This is a genomic window from Streptomyces sp. NPDC048483, from assembly GCF_040651455.1.
In the GTDB taxonomy this organism is placed as follows: Bacteria; Actinomycetota; Actinomycetes; order Streptomycetales; family Streptomycetaceae; genus Streptomyces.
Genome location: NZ_JBEZJZ010000011.1, coordinates 85,044 through 98,300, shown reverse-complemented (window position 1 = coordinate 98,300; position 13,257 = coordinate 85,044). Strand labels below are relative to the sequence as shown.

The 13,257-nt window shown below is 70.2% G+C and carries 16 protein-coding genes; 12 read left to right on the top strand and 4 right to left on the bottom strand.

The window, feature by feature from the left end:
- Positions 1-123 precede the first annotated feature (123 nt).
- From AB0D04_RS08755 to AB0D04_RS08735, 5 genes are all read left to right on the top strand, one after another.
- Entirely contained in the window at positions 124-453 is a 330-nt protein-coding gene (locus AB0D04_RS08755; RefSeq protein ID WP_362700814.1) for a hypothetical protein, read from the top strand.
- Positions 450-1,694, top strand: coding sequence for a WXG100 family type VII secretion target (locus tag AB0D04_RS08750; RefSeq protein WP_362700812.1), 1,245 nt, complete (start codon positions 450-452; stop codon positions 1,692-1,694). Before AB0D04_RS08755 ends, AB0D04_RS08750 begins: the two co-directional genes overlap by 4 nt.
- Positions 1,695-1,725: 31 nt before the next feature.
- Positions 1,726-2,397, top strand: coding sequence for a hypothetical protein (locus tag AB0D04_RS08745; protein ID WP_362700810.1), 672 nt, complete (start codon positions 1,726-1,728; stop codon positions 2,395-2,397).
- 297 nt (positions 2,398-2,694) lie between these two features.
- Positions 2,695-3,465 carry a hypothetical protein gene (locus tag AB0D04_RS08740; RefSeq protein WP_362700808.1) on the top strand — a complete coding sequence of 257 codons (771 nt, stop codon included), beginning with the start codon at positions 2,695-2,697 and terminating at the stop codon, positions 3,463-3,465.
- A 4-nt stretch (positions 3,466-3,469) separates the two neighbouring features.
- A complete protein-coding gene (locus AB0D04_RS08735; RefSeq protein ID WP_362700806.1) occupies positions 3,470-4,015 on the top strand; it encodes a hypothetical protein in 546 nt (181 codons plus the stop codon).
- Here the strand turns inward: AB0D04_RS08735 and AB0D04_RS08730 are convergent.
- Positions 4,003-4,476 carry a hypothetical protein gene (locus tag AB0D04_RS08730; RefSeq protein WP_362700804.1) on the bottom strand — a complete coding sequence of 158 codons (474 nt, stop codon included), beginning with the start codon at positions 4,474-4,476 and terminating at the stop codon, positions 4,003-4,005. The genes AB0D04_RS08735 and AB0D04_RS08730 overlap by 13 nt on opposite strands.
- Before the next feature lie 148 nt (positions 4,477-4,624).
- Between AB0D04_RS08730 and AB0D04_RS08725 the strand changes: the two genes are divergently transcribed.
- Complete coding sequence (locus AB0D04_RS08725) at positions 4,625-5,344, top strand: ATP-binding protein (RefSeq protein ID WP_362700803.1); 720 nt, start codon at positions 4,625-4,627, stop codon at positions 5,342-5,344.
- Between the two features lie 282 nt (positions 5,345-5,626).
- On the opposite strand, the gene AB0D04_RS08720 is transcribed toward AB0D04_RS08725, so the two are convergent.
- Positions 5,627-6,442 (bottom strand): SigE family RNA polymerase sigma factor, encoded by an 816-nt coding sequence (locus AB0D04_RS08720; protein ID WP_362700801.1) that lies wholly within the window; start codon positions 6,440-6,442, stop codon positions 5,627-5,629.
- 222 nt (positions 6,443-6,664) lie between these two features.
- Between AB0D04_RS08720 and afsQ1 the strand changes: the two genes are divergently transcribed.
- The 5 genes from afsQ1 (at position 6,665) to AB0D04_RS08695 (ending at position 10,580) form a co-directional block, all read left to right on the top strand.
- On the top strand, positions 6,665-7,342 hold the full coding sequence (gene afsQ1 / locus AB0D04_RS08715; RefSeq protein WP_362700799.1) for a two-component system response regulator AfsQ1: 678 nt from the start codon (positions 6,665-6,667) through the stop codon (positions 7,340-7,342).
- A gap of 56 nt (positions 7,343-7,398) precedes the next feature.
- Positions 7,399-9,030 (top strand): ATP-binding protein, encoded by a 1,632-nt coding sequence (locus AB0D04_RS08710; protein WP_362700883.1) that lies wholly within the window; start codon positions 7,399-7,401, stop codon positions 9,028-9,030.
- A complete protein-coding gene (locus AB0D04_RS08705; RefSeq protein ID WP_362700797.1) occupies positions 9,027-9,650 on the top strand; it encodes a hypothetical protein in 624 nt (207 codons plus the stop codon). Before AB0D04_RS08710 ends, AB0D04_RS08705 begins: the two co-directional genes overlap by 4 nt.
- Before the next feature lie 161 nt (positions 9,651-9,811).
- The gene (locus tag AB0D04_RS08700; protein WP_362700881.1) at positions 9,812-10,324 is read left to right on the top strand and encodes a VanZ family protein; all 513 of its coding nucleotides are present in this window, start codon (positions 9,812-9,814) and stop codon (positions 10,322-10,324) included.
- Between the two features lie 46 nt (positions 10,325-10,370).
- The gene (locus tag AB0D04_RS08695) at positions 10,371-10,580 is read left to right on the top strand and encodes a PspC domain-containing protein (RefSeq protein ID WP_362700795.1); all 210 of its coding nucleotides are present in this window, start codon (positions 10,371-10,373) and stop codon (positions 10,578-10,580) included.
- 112 nt (positions 10,581-10,692) lie between these two features.
- Here the strand turns inward: AB0D04_RS08695 and AB0D04_RS08690 are convergent, their stop codons facing one another.
- Positions 10,693-10,995 carry a hypothetical protein gene (locus AB0D04_RS08690; RefSeq protein WP_362700794.1) on the bottom strand — a complete coding sequence of 101 codons (303 nt, stop codon included), beginning with the start codon at positions 10,993-10,995 and terminating at the stop codon, positions 10,693-10,695.
- Positions 10,996-11,157: 162 nt separating this feature from the next.
- Entirely contained in the window at positions 11,158-12,318 is a 1,161-nt protein-coding gene (locus AB0D04_RS08685; RefSeq protein WP_362700792.1) for an adenosine deaminase, read from the bottom strand.
- A 115-nt stretch (positions 12,319-12,433) separates the two neighbouring features.
- Between AB0D04_RS08685 and AB0D04_RS08680 the strand changes: the two genes are divergently transcribed.
- Positions 12,434-13,246 carry an alpha/beta hydrolase gene (locus AB0D04_RS08680; RefSeq protein ID WP_362700790.1) on the top strand — a complete coding sequence of 271 codons (813 nt, stop codon included), beginning with the start codon at positions 12,434-12,436 and terminating at the stop codon, positions 13,244-13,246.
- The last annotated feature ends 11 nt before the right edge of the window (positions 13,247-13,257 follow it).

Below are 13,257 nucleotides of genomic sequence, written 5' to 3'. Positions count from 1 at the left end.
AGGTCCCGCATTGTTGTCCGATCATTTATCTACCATTGACCGACGGCACACACCCGACGGGCACACACACCCGACGGGCACACACCCGACGGCACACTCAAGCAATCGATCTGGGGGAGATCCGTGGCGGAACAATTCACTGCTGCCCAAGAGGCCCTGCGCGCGTTCGCCAAATCCGCTGATCAGCGGGCCGAGAAGGTGCGGGACATCCGCAGCAGCCTGGCCTCTCACGCCGTGCACCGCGAAGCGTTCGGAAAGCTTCCGGAATCGGAAGAAATCAGCACGGACTACCAGGAGCGCCAGGAGGACACCCTGGAAACGCTCGAGGACATAGCCAAGCTGCAGGAGAAGATCAGCGAGGGCGTCACGGCTACCGCACAGTCCTACCAGGACAGCGATGACGAGACCGTCCAGGCCATGAGCAGCGTGCACCACGGGGGTGGCGCCATATGAGCGGGCCCGCATCCTCAGCAGTCGGCGCCTACAACAAGGTCAACGACTGGATGAGCGGGATGGACAGCGTGGTGGACGACATCATGCGTCCCCTCGTCGAACCGCTCGCCGATGAGCTGGAGTTTGTGACCGGCGATCCCGAGACGCTCAAGGAAGCCGCCAAGCTGTGGCGGGAGAAGTCGGACGAGCTCCGGAACATCGTGGCCGATCAGCGGCGCGACCGTGCGGATCTCGCGCACGAGTGGACCGGCCAGTCCGCCGATGCCTTCCAGAACAACCTGGCCGAGCTGGAAACCGCCATGGAGGCGGAAGCCGATGACATGGACAAGACGGCCGAGGTCCTGGAGGGGGCTGCCGAGCAGGCCGAGTTCGCCCAGGAGATGGTCGAGACCGTCATCCGTGAACTCATCGAGTGGGCTCTGATCTCGCTGGCCGCGGCGGTGGCGCTGAGCGTGGTGACGGCGGGTGTGTCGTTGGCGGCCGAGGCCGCGGCGGCAGCGGCGGAGTCCGGCATCGCCTCTGCCCGTATCGCCACCCTGGTGGCGCGCCTCGCGAAGGAGCTCAAGGCCCTCGCCAACATCCTGAAGATGCTCAAGCAGGCCAAGAAGCTGTCCAAGGTCAAGAAGTGGAAGCCGTGGACCTGGAAGCACATCACCGAAGCCGGCGAGGCGGAGAAGTTCGCCATCGCCTACGGCGCCAAGAAGGTGCACAAGGCGATCAAGGGCGGCGCCAAGGGCGTGATGGGCGGTCTCGGCTTCACCGGTAATCCGTTGGGCGCCGCGGCGGGGGTCGCCGTCGGTGACGGCGTCGATCAAGCGGCCGACAAGGTCGACCAGTTCCTGGCCGGCGAAAAGCCCTCGTCCGACTTCAACATCCCGTTCACCGACGCCGGTTCGCCCCGGCCCGCGCACAACGAGGTGCATCTGCCGCCCGCGTCGGACTTCGCCGGGCCGCGCCACGCCCAGGATTCGCCGGTCTCGCCGTTGCCCGGCGGGCGCCCCACCGCCCCGGACCCGGGCTTCGCGCCCCTCCCGGACGGACGGCCCACCGCCCCGGACCCGGGCTTCGCCGGCGGACAACCCACCGCCCCGGACCCGGGCTTCGCGCCCCTCCCCGACGGACGGCCCACCGCCCCGGACCCGGGCTTCGCCGGCGGAGAGCCCGTCGCCCAGGACCCGCGGCTGGTCACCCGCCCGGCCGCCGCCCAGCAACCCCGCGATCCCGACAACCCGTTCGGCTGAGCACCACACCAGACGAGAGGAGCGGCGCCGGATGCGACCGGAATTCCGCGACAGTTTTCTGCCTTTTCTGCATCCAGGGGAAAGGCTGATCCTTGCCATGGGCTACTTCGGCAATACGGCGCTGCCCTCCGTCCCCCCCGAGCTGCGCACCCCGAGCACCCCGCCCCCGCCGTCGGCGCTCGAGGAGCGGGTACGGGGGGCGCTGGGCGGCGTTCTTGGCCGCGTGACCCGTCCGCTGGACGCCATGGGCAACAGCCGACTGGTCAACAACCGGTTCACCCGGGCCGCCGACCGCGCCAGTGACCGGGTCGAGAACGCGGCGATCGACCTGGAGCACGTCGCCGACCGGACGACCGAGCGGGCGATCTGGGGCACCGTCATGGACGGCGGCTGGCAGAGCATGGCCGGGCGCTTCCTCGTCAATCTGACCAACGCGGGCGGCGAGCCCGGGCGTCAGGCGCTGACCGACCGCCGGCTGATCGTGCTCGTGGACCACAACACCAGCTGGCGGGACACCACCCCGCAATGGGCTGTGGGGGCGGCGGTGCCGCGTCCGAACATCGCCCGGGTCACGGCGCATCCGAAGACTGTCAGCCGGGGGCGGTTCGATGTCGCCTTCGTCGACGGTTCGTGGATCGCCCTGGGTAGTGCGGTGCGCCAGCACATGGAGGCGTTCGTCGCCGCCTTCAACCAAGGCGTCTGAGCCCTGCCACTTGAGCATGACGGCATCTGCCGCCCGTTTCTCCGGCCCGGCGAGACGTTGCTGAACGCGACCGGCTACGCGGCCTGCCCGGCGCTCCCGCGCGCCCACGCCCATCTGCGGGCCCGCGGAAGAAGCCGGAGCTGGAGAAGCGGGTGTGGGGCGCACTCAGCAGTGCCGTCGGCAAGGCGACGAAGCCACTGGGCCCGGCGATCAGTCGCCGGGCCCCCCTCAGCCGCTCCCACGATCCCGACAACCCGTTCGACTGAGCAGCACACCGGACGAGAGGAGCGGCGCCGGATGAAACCGATGTACCGCGACTGCTTTCCCCCCTTTCTCCAGCCAGGGGAAAGGCTGATCCTTGCCTCGGACTATTGCCACAATTCGGCGCTGCCCTTCGTCCCTGCCGAGCTGCGCACCCCGACGCCTCCTTCAGCGCTCGAACAGCGGGTACGGGGCGCGCTGGGGAACGCTCTGGGCAAGGTGACAAAGCCGCTGGGCCCGGCGATCAACAGCCGGCTGGCGAACAACCCGGTGACGCGAGCCGTCAGCGGGTTCGCCGACAACAGCCCGACGCGGCCCGTCGGCCGGGAGGGCGAAACCGGCGTCACGTATGCCGCCGGCGACTTCAGCGGCAACCGCGTGAGGCGGCCCGACCGCGATCTCACCGACGCGGTGTTCGAAATTCAGGAAACGATCGAGGACGCCGCGGACGACGCCGTCGAGTACATGATGTACGGCAAAACCATGCAGGGCAGCTGGTCCAGCATGGCCGGCCGGTTCCTGGTCGATCTCAAGAACGCGGGCGACGAGCCCAGATTTCAGGCGCTGACCGACCGCCGGCTGATCGTGCTTGTGGACCGCAACAAGAGCTGGCTGGGCGGCACCCCGAAGTGCGATTTCGGGGTGGCGGTGCCCCGTACGAACATCGCCCGGGTCACTGCACATCCGAAGGCCATCACCAAGGGGCGGTTCGACCTCGCCTTCGTCGACGGTTCGTGGATCGCCCTGGGGAGTCTGCACCGCAAGAACATGGAAGGGGTCGTCGCCGCCTTCGACCAAGGGTTCTGAGTCGTTGCCGGTCGACTGCAGCGCCGTCGGCAAGGCGACGAAGCCGCTGGGCCCGGCGATCAACAACCGGCTGGCCAACAACCGCGTGACGCGGCCCGTCGGCGAGTACATCGACAACGGCGTGACGCGGCCCGACCGCGATCTCACCGACGCGGTGTTCGAAGTTCAGGAGACGATCGAGGACGCCGCGGACGACGCCGTCGAGTACATGATGTACGGCAAGCCCATGCAGGGCAGCTGGTCCAGCATGGCCGGCCAGTTCCTTGTGCAGGTCGTCAACGCGGGCGGCGAGCCCCGGGCCCAGACGATCACCGACCGTGGGCTGTTCGTGATCACAAACCACGCCACCGGCCGACGGGAGCGCGAGCCCGAGCTGGAGGTGGCGGTGGAAGTGCCGCGGACGAACATCGCGGCACTCCGCCCCAGGCCGCGCACGACGTTCCCGCGCGGCCGGTTCGACCTGGTCTTCGCCGACGGCTCATGGATCGCGCTGAGCTGCTCGTTCCAGAAGCATATGGAGGCGCTGGTCGCGGCCTTCTACGGGCGCTGAGCGCGGTCCTTGCGGTGACCGGAAGGGTGCGGGGCCCGGTCGGGTGCGGCGGGCCCCGATTCGGGCAACATGTGCGCCACCTCGCCCACCACCGGCACGTCCTTCATGGTGCCGCCGCGCGAGAGGGGGCCGGTCAGCATCGTGGTGCTCACCGGCTTGAAGTCGGCGATCTCGGTGGAGACACCGTTGTTCAGCGGGTCGATCTCGGTGTTGGCCCAGGGGTTGACCGGGAGGTGCTTGACCGCGCTGGGGGCGCCGCTGACGGAGTTCCCCAGGACGCCGGCCAGCCCGGGCGCGGTGTCGGCGGCGCCTTGGTCGGTGTGGGCCGCGGGCGCGGGCGAAGCGCTCGCCGCTGCCGAGCCGCCTGCCGCGAGCGCGGCGCCGGCCGCGGAGACCGCCAGGGCGGTGCGCAGCAGCGTGCGGGGGATGCGGCTGGGCCGGGGACGGGCGTGTGAGGCCATGTGCTGTGCCACCTGACTGCGGGATCCGCACGTTTGGGTAATCGATCGATTGCGAAGAGTAGTTGACGGTGTGCCGGTGGATCCACCTCATGGTCCGTCTCGTACGCCCGGGTACCTCCAACGGCCCAATGCCCGACAATGGGTCCCCGTGAGCTCCCACTCCCCCACTCCGCCGCGCGCCGCCCGTGTCGTCCTGCTGACCGGCCCCTCCGGTTCGGGCAAGACGTCCCTGGCCGCGCTGACCGGCCTGCCCGTCCTCAACCTCGACGACTTCTACAAGGAGGGCACGGACCCGACGCTGCCGCAGCTGCCCCATGGCGGCGGCGCGGACTGGGACTCGCCGCTGTCCTGGGACGCCGGTGCCGCGATCGCCGCGATCGAGGCGCTGTGCCGTACGGGGCGCACGTCCGTCCCCGTGTACGACATCTCCAGCAGCGCCCGCGTCGGCACGTCGCAGCTCGATCTCGGCGGGGCCCCGCTGTTCATCGCGGAAGGCATCTTCGCGGCCGACGCCATAGCGGGCTGCCGCGCCGCCGGGCTGCTCGCCGACACGCTGTGTCTGCGCGGCCGGCCCACCACCACCTTCCGCCGGCGCCTGGCCAGGGACCTGCGCGAGGGCCGTAAGCCGGCCCCGTATCTGGTGCGCCGCGGACTGCGTCTGCTGCGCACCGAACGCGCGGTCGTCGCCCGGCACAGCGCCCTGGGAGCCCACCCGTGCGCCAAGCCGGAGGCGCTGGCACGTATTTCGGCGGCACGGGCGGGGGTACCTCCCTGCTCATGGGAGTCCCCCCGCTCGAGCGAAGTCGAGAGTGGGGGAGGAGTCGAGAGCTCGGGGGAGGGTGCGGTGGGCGAGGCCGTACGCTCCTGATCCTCAGTCACATGCTGTCGCATCTGGCGCTGTGTTCACTGGCGGGTGTGGTGGTGACGGTGCGGAGCGCGTAGCGGCGCGGCAGACGGAAGAAGCGGGCTCGGACAGACCCCCCGGCCGTCCGAACCCGCTTCCTTCCCCCGTATCCCCCGATACGCCCGGCCGTGGCGGATTACTCCCCCTTGGCCGGTTTCCCCCGTATCCCCCGGTTTTCCCCCGTACCCCGTTCCCCCTCGGGCACGCCCCCCGGTTTTCCCCCGTTTCCCCCGGGTTCCCCCGTCCTCAGGCCACCAGCTCGCCGAAGGACTCCTCCTCGTCACGGCCGAAGCTGAGGACCTCGTCCTCGCGCAGCCGGCGCAGGGAGCGCCAGATGCTCGACTTCACCGTGCCGACACTGATGTTGAGAATGTCCGCGATCTCGGGGTCCGTGCGGCCCTCGTAGTAGCGCAGCACCAGCATCGTGCGCTGCGTCTCGGGCAGCCGGACCAGTGCCTGCCACAGGACGGCGCGCAGTTCGGTGCCGCGCATGGCGTCCACGTCGCCGGCCGTCTCGGGCAGTTCCTCGGTCGGGTATTCGTTGAGCTTGCGGCGGCGCCAGGCGCTGATGTGCAGATTGGTCATGGTGCGCCGCAGATAGCCGCCGAGCGCCGCCTTGTCGCTGATCCGGTCCCATGCCCGGTAGGTCGAGAACAGGGCGCTCTGCAGCAGGTCCTCGGCCTCGTAGCGGTCGCCGGTCAGGTGGTAGGCGGTGGCGTACAGGGAGGCGCGGCGCTCCTGGACGTAGGCGGTGAAGGCCGCTTCGGCCTCGGCCGCCTCCGACGCGGAGCGCCGTTCCCCCGTGTCCTCCCTGTACTCCGTTCCCCCGTTGTTTCCCCCGTTGTTTCCCCCGTTGACTCCGCCGTGGCCGTCGTTTCCCCCGTTGGCCCCGGTGAGTCCCACCGACGTCGCGTCGATGGCCACCATGTACGGCGGCCGCTGACGCCCGGTGCCGCGAGCGCACCCCCGCCCGATCACGGCACCGGACTTCTCCCCGGCCCGTACGACGTCGTGGAGCCGCGTGATAACTGCGCTGGAAGTGGTGCCGTGCAGTGTGTTCATCTCGCGCCCCCCGTCGTAGAGCCTCGTTCGGTGTGTCCCGGGTGTTGATCTCTCCCGGTGCCCAAAAGACTGCCAACGCAGTTTCATGGCGGTGTCCGCCGACTGTCACAGCCCTGTCACAGGGGCCGGTGGGGTACGGCGCGGGGCCACCACGCGCCGGGGGCGCATATGAGAGGGGCCCACCGGTCGAACTCCTGGTGTCCCATGGGCCAGAATGGCCAGGTGCCCTACCTGTTGCTGATCGAGGACGACGACGCCATCCGCACGGCCCTCGAACTCTCCCTGTCCCGCCAAGGTCACCGTGTGGTGACCGCGGCGACGGGCGAGGACGGCCTGAAGCTGCTGCGCGAGCAGCGCCCGGACCTGATCGTGCTGGATGTGATGCTGCCGGGCATCGACGGTTTCGAGGTGTGCCGGCGGATCAGGCGTACGGACCAGCTGCCCATCATCCTGCTCACCGCGCGCAACGACGACATCGACGTCGTGGTGGGGCTGGAGTCCGGTGCGGACGACTATGTCGTCAAGCCGGTCCAGGGACGGGTGCTGGATGCCCGTATCCGTGCCGTGCTGCGCCGCGGGGAGCGGGAGTCCAGTGATTCGGCGACGTTCGGCTCACTGGTGATCGACCGCTCGGCGATGACGGTCACCAAGAACGGCGAGGATCTGCAACTGACGCCGACCGAGCTGCGGTTGCTGCTGGAGCTGAGCCGACGGCCCGGACAGGCGCTGTCGCGGCAGCAGTTGCTGCGCCTGGTGTGGGAGCACGACTATCTGGGCGATTCGCGCCTGGTGGACGCGTGTGTGCAGCGGCTGCGCGCGAAGGTGGAGGACGTGCCGTCCTCGCCGACCCTGATCCGTACGGTCCGTGGTGTCGGCTACCGGCTGGACTCCCCGCAGTGACGGGACGCCCCACGGAGAGCGGCACCGACGACACAATCGAGGACACCGCGTCGGCCATGCCCGGCAGCCGGCCCACTCGGCTGCTGCGGCGCGCCTCCGGGCTGCTGCGCTGGACGAGTCTGCGGCTGCGGCTGGTCTTTGTCTTCGCGCTGGTGGCGCTGACCGCCGCGGTCTCCGCTTCCGGTATCGCGTACTGGCTCAACCGCAACACCGTTCTGGACCGTACGCAGAACGCCGTGCTCAAGGACTTCCGTAAGTCGCTGGAGGACAGTACGCGGTCGCTGCCGCCGCGGCCGCGGTGCGCCGAACTGCAGGATGCGGCGCGGCAGATAGCGGGCGGGCCGCAGAACTACACGGTGCTGCTGATCGGTGTGGGGCGGGACGGCAAGTCCTGTGCGGCCACCACGGACAAGGACCTGCTGACGCTGGCGAGCGTGCCGAAGGCGCTGCGCACGGCGGTGAACGAGGTCCGTCCGGTCGACGAGTCCAACCGCTATGCGCACCATCTGTACTGGCAGCGCCGGCAGATCGGGGATGTCCCCTATCTGGTCGCCGGGGCGAAGGTGATCGGCGGTGGTCCGACCGGCTACATGATGAAGTCGCTGGCCGCCGAGCGGCAGGACCTCAATTCCCTGGCCTGGTCGCTGGGGATCGCGACGGCGCTGGCGCTGGTCGGGTCGGCGCTGCTGGCGCAGGCCGCCGCGACGACCGTGCTGCGGCCCGTACAGCGGCTGGGGTATGCGGCGCGGCAGCTGGGCGAGGGGCGGCTGGACACCCGGCTGCGGGTGACCGGTACGGACGAACTGGCCGATCTGTCGCGGACGTTCAACCGTACGGCGGAGCGGCTGGAGCAGCGGGTGGAGGAGCTGAGCGCGCGCGAGGCGTCGTCCCGGCGGTTCGTCGCGGACATGTCGCACGAGCTCCGTACACCGCTGACGGCGATCACCGCGGTCTCGGAGGTCCTGGAGGAGGAGGCCGACTCCCTCGACCCGATGATCGCGCCCGCGGTGCAGCTGGTGGTCAGTGAGACCCGGCGGCTGAACGACCTGGTGGAGAACCTGATGGAGGTCACCCGTTTCGACGCGGGGACGGCCCGGCTCGTGCTGGACGATGTCGATGTCGCGGACCAGGTGACCGCCTGTATCGATGCGCGGGCCTGGCTGGACGCGGTGGATCTGGACGCGGACCGCGGGATCGTGGCCCGGCTGGACCCGCGGCGTCTCGACGTGATCCTGGCGAATCTGATCGGCAATGCCCTCAAGCACGGCGGGTCGCCGGTACGGGTGTCCGTCCACACCGAGGAGGCGGCGGCGGAGGCCGGGCAGTCCGAGGCCGAGGAGGCCGGGGAGTCCGAGGAGTCCGGTGAGACCACGGGGTCCGGTGGCGGTGAGCTGGTGATCCGCGTACGGGACCACGGTCCCGGCATCCCGGAGGAAGTCCTGCCGCATGTCTTCGACCGCTTCTACAAGGCGAGCGCGTCCCGGCCGCGGTCGGAGGGCAGCGGTCTGGGGCTGTCCATCGCGATGGAGAACGCACACATCCACGGCGGCGGGATCACCGCGGCCAATCTGCCGGAGGGCGGTGCGGAGTTCACACTGCGGCTGCCGAGGGACGCGTCCGCGCTGACCGACGGCGGGCAGGGCGAGGTCCGCGGCGCCGCGGACCAGGGCACGGAGGGGAACCGATGACGCGCCCCGGTCGGTTCTCGCGTACCGCCCTGGTGGCGGCCGTTGCGCTGACCGCCGCGGGCTGCGGTATCCGGGGTACGTCGGTGCCGGTGGACGCGGGCGGCGCGCCCTCGCGGGTGAGCTGCAAGGTCCCCGACAGGGCCAAGGGGACGCCCACCGAAGGTCTCACACAGGTCACCGTCTATCTGGTGTGCAGCTCCACGCTGGCGCAAGTGGAACGGACCGTGGGCCTGACCGCGCCCACGACCGCACCGGTCGAGCGGCTGAGAGCGGCACGGGCGCTGCTGGACGAGCTGCGGCAGCAGCCCTCGCGCGCGGAGGAGGAGGCCGGGTTCAGCAGCGCGGTGCCCCAGGAGCTGAAGGTGAACGGTCCGCGCGCGGGCGATCCCGCGGAGTCGCTGCGGCTGAGCATCCGGCCGGAGGATCTGCCGTCCTTCGCGCTGGCGCAGCTGGTGTGTACGTACGGCGCGGCCCCGGCGCTGGGCCGTACTCATGCGGCGGTGCTGGGCGGGCCCGGCAAGGACGTACCGCACCGCTACGACTGCTCCTCCGATGTGCTGTCCGACCCGGACATCGCGCAGAACGCGGGCTGGGGCGATCCGCTGTCCGAGGAAGGCTGAGCAGGGCGTTCCCCCAGGGGCGGCGCCCGGTCTCTCGGGGGTGCGCCCCGGTGGCGGGCATCCGGCCAAGACGGGCGCAACAGGGCGGAACCGCGGCCCCCGCTACCGGCGTCCTGGCCTTTGTGCAGCGTCTTGGTTGCGGCGAAACCGCCGCCCTCCGTATGCGCGCCACCGGACTTCTCCTCCTGGTGGCGCATCTGCTGGTTGTCGGCTGGCTGACGCTGCGCCCCCGTACGGTGCCATGGGTGCCCGCACCCAATCTCGAGCTGCTGGCGTCGATCAGCGCCGAGCTGGCGCGCGGCCCCTGGCACGCGGTGCAGGGACTGAGCGGGCAGGTGCTGCTGCTGGCGCCGCTGGGGGTACTGCTCCCGATGGCGGCCGGGCGGCTGTATGTGTCCCCGCTGGTATCTCTGACCCGTACCGTCTTCGCCGGCGCGATGATCGCGCTGGCCATCGAGCTGCTGCAGGCCGGGGTACCGGGGCAGGTCCCGGATATCGACTCGGTGCTGCTGAACACGCTCGGGGTGGCGGTGGTCCACCTGGCCGTCGTACCTGGGGCCCGGTACCGGCTCCGCCGCCGGGAGGAGTGTCTCAGGGGTACGACCCCGAAGATCTCCAGGGTTGGACTGACCCCGCAGGCTGACGCGCTCTCCGGCTCCCGGACCTACCTTTGAGTCATCGGGGCAAACGCCCCGCCGAGTCGCAAAGGAGTCGCCCATCATGGCCGCCGCACTGGTCCGCCCCCGCAACAACCGAATGATCGCCGGAGTGTGCGCGGGCCTGGCCCGTCGCTTCGGCACCACCCCGGCGACGATGCGGGTGATCTTCCTGCTGTCGTGTCTGCTGCCGGGCCCGCAGTTCCTCGTCTACCTGGCGCTGTGGATATTCCTCCCCTCGGAGGACAAGGCCACCAGCGCCGCCGCCTGGTAACCAGGCACCCGCCACGGCACCCGGCGGGCATCCGGCCGTGGACATGGCGGTGCCCCGGCGCCTACGCACTGCGGCGTACGCACCGGGGCACGGCCCAGGTGTGGTCGACCGCTCAGCCGACGTGCACCGGAAGGCCCTTGGTGACGCCGGCGACGCCCTTGACGGGGTTGATCGGCATACCGCCCAGAGTGTTGCCCTTGTCGTTGGTGGAGGTCTGGACCCCGCCGTTGGCCGACTTGGCGGCCTTCGCAGCCCCCGACGCGGCGTCGGTGGCCGCCTTGACCGGCAGCTTGCTCAGCAGGCCGTTGGCGTCGGCCGCATCCACCGGGGCCGCGGCGGCGGTGCCCGCGGCGGCGACGGCGAAGGCGGCACCGAGCGCGGCGGCACCGAGAGTCTTGATGGTTCCCTGCTTCATCGAAATACGTCCTCGTGATGGGGATGGTGATGGAGGCTTGACCGGCAAATCAACCTAGTGACGTCATTGCCGCCGCCGCAAACACCCACGGCCGAAGAAAAACGGCCGGTGGACATCCACCGGCCGTTCCGCTAACTCGCGCGCCACACCCCCCAACCCACCTTACGCTGAGTCAGAACCCCTGTTCACAGGGGAGGTTGCGCCCGCCTGCCGGAAGAGCCATTCGGCCCGCAGTTCCGCATATCCGGGCTTGATGACGTCATTGATCATGGCTAGACGTTCATCGAAAGGAATGAAAGCTGATTTCATCGCATTGACTGTAAACCACTGCATGTCATCGAGCGTGTATCGGAATGTCTTGACCAGGTGCTCGAATTCGCGGGTCATGGACGTCCCGCTCATCAGCCGGTTGTCGGTGTTCACCGTGAGGCGGAACTGCAGCCGGCGCAGCAGGCCGATGGGGTGCTCGGCGTAGGAGGTGGCGGCGCCGGTCTGGAGGTTGGAGGTGGGGCACATCTCCAGCGGGATGCGCTTGTCGCGTACGTACGAGGCGAGCCGGCCGAGCTTGACCGCGCCGTCGTCGTCGACCTCGATGTCGTCGATGATGCGGACGCCGTGGCCGAGGCGGTCGGCGCCGCACCACTGGAGGGCCTGCCAGATGGACGGCAGACCGAAGGCCTCGCCGGCGTGGATGGTGAAGTGGTTGTTCTCGCGCTTGAGGTACTCGAAGGCGTCGAGGTGGCGGGTGGGCGGGAAGCCGGCCTCGGCGCCCGCGATGTCGAAGCCGACGACGCCGAAGTCGCGGTAGCGGTTGGCGAGTTCGGCGATCTCCAGGGCGCGGGCGGCGTGCCGCATGGCGGTCAGCAGGGCACCGACGCGGATGCGGTGGCCGTTCTCGCGGGCCCGCCGCTCGCCCTCGCGGAAGCCCTCGTTGACGGCCTCGACGACCTCTTCGAGGGTCAGCCCCTGCTCGAGGTGCTGCTCGGGCGCATAGCGGATCTCGGCGTAGACGACGCCGTCCGCGGCCAGGTCCTCGGCACACTCTGCGGCGACCCTGGCCAGCGCGTCGCGGGTCTGCATGACGGCACAGGTGTGCGCGAAGGTCTCCAGATAGCGCTCCAGCGAGCCGGAGTCGGCGGCCTCGCGGAACCAGATCCCCAGCTTCTCGGGGTCGGCTTCGGGAAGGCCGTCGTAGCCGGTCTCGCGGGCGAGGTCGACGATGGTGCCGGGACGCAGTCCGCCGTCGAGGTGATCGTGGAGCAGCACCTTGGGGGCGCGGCGGATCTGTTCACTGGTCGGGAGGGTGGTGGTCTCGCTCGTCATTTCCGCACTCTAGCCCCTACGCGCGTAGATCTCCGGGTAGGTCTCGCCGAACGATACGTAACAGTGACCCGTCCACGGGGTGGCCGCCGCCCCACCTTCTGCCATCGTTCTGGTCATGGCTCAGCAAGCGCTGCCGGTGCGCGAGGCCCGGCTGGGGAAACCGCGCGGAACGGGCGGAGAAGGGGTGCGCGCAGCGCTCCGGTGGAAGGGCGGTGGTGGGCGAGGGGCCGGCCCGGTGAACGGGGTCGCCCTTTTACTGCCTGAAGGCGGCCCGACCGGGGTGCGGCGCCCGTCGCCGATCGCGTCTCTGGCGGTCCGCCCGCTCGCGGTCCGGCTGGCGAAGGCGGGCCGCCCCGAGGGCCTGGCCACCCATGTCCTGCGCTACCGCTGCCACGGCTGGAACGGCCCGTCCGCCCACCCCGCCCGGGACGCCGCCTGGGCCCTGGACGAGGTGGTCCGCCGCTACGGCGATGTCCCGGTCTGCCTGGTCGGTACGGGCATGGGCGCACGCGCCGCTCTGCACGCCGCGGGCCACCCGGCCGTCCACTCCGTACTGGCCATCGCCCCCTGGTTTCCCGACCCCTCCCAGGAAGCCGCCGCCCCCGATCCGGTGAAACAGCTCATCGGCCGCCAGGTCCTGCTCGTCCACGGCACCAACGACGAGCGCACCGATCCCGACCTCTCCTACCGCTACGCCGAACGCGCCAAGAAGGTCAACCGCGACACCTGCCGCTTCGAGGTCCACTCCGACGGCCACTCCCTCCACCAGCACCGCGCCGAAGTCCACGCCCTGGCCACCGACTTCCTGCTCGGCTCCCTCTTCACCCGCGACTACGCCCGCCCCGTGAAGGACGCCCTCGCCGCACCCCCGCCACTGGGCCTGCGGATGCCCCTGGCGTCGGGCTTCGGGGCGTCGCTGCGGCATTGAGCGGAGACCGG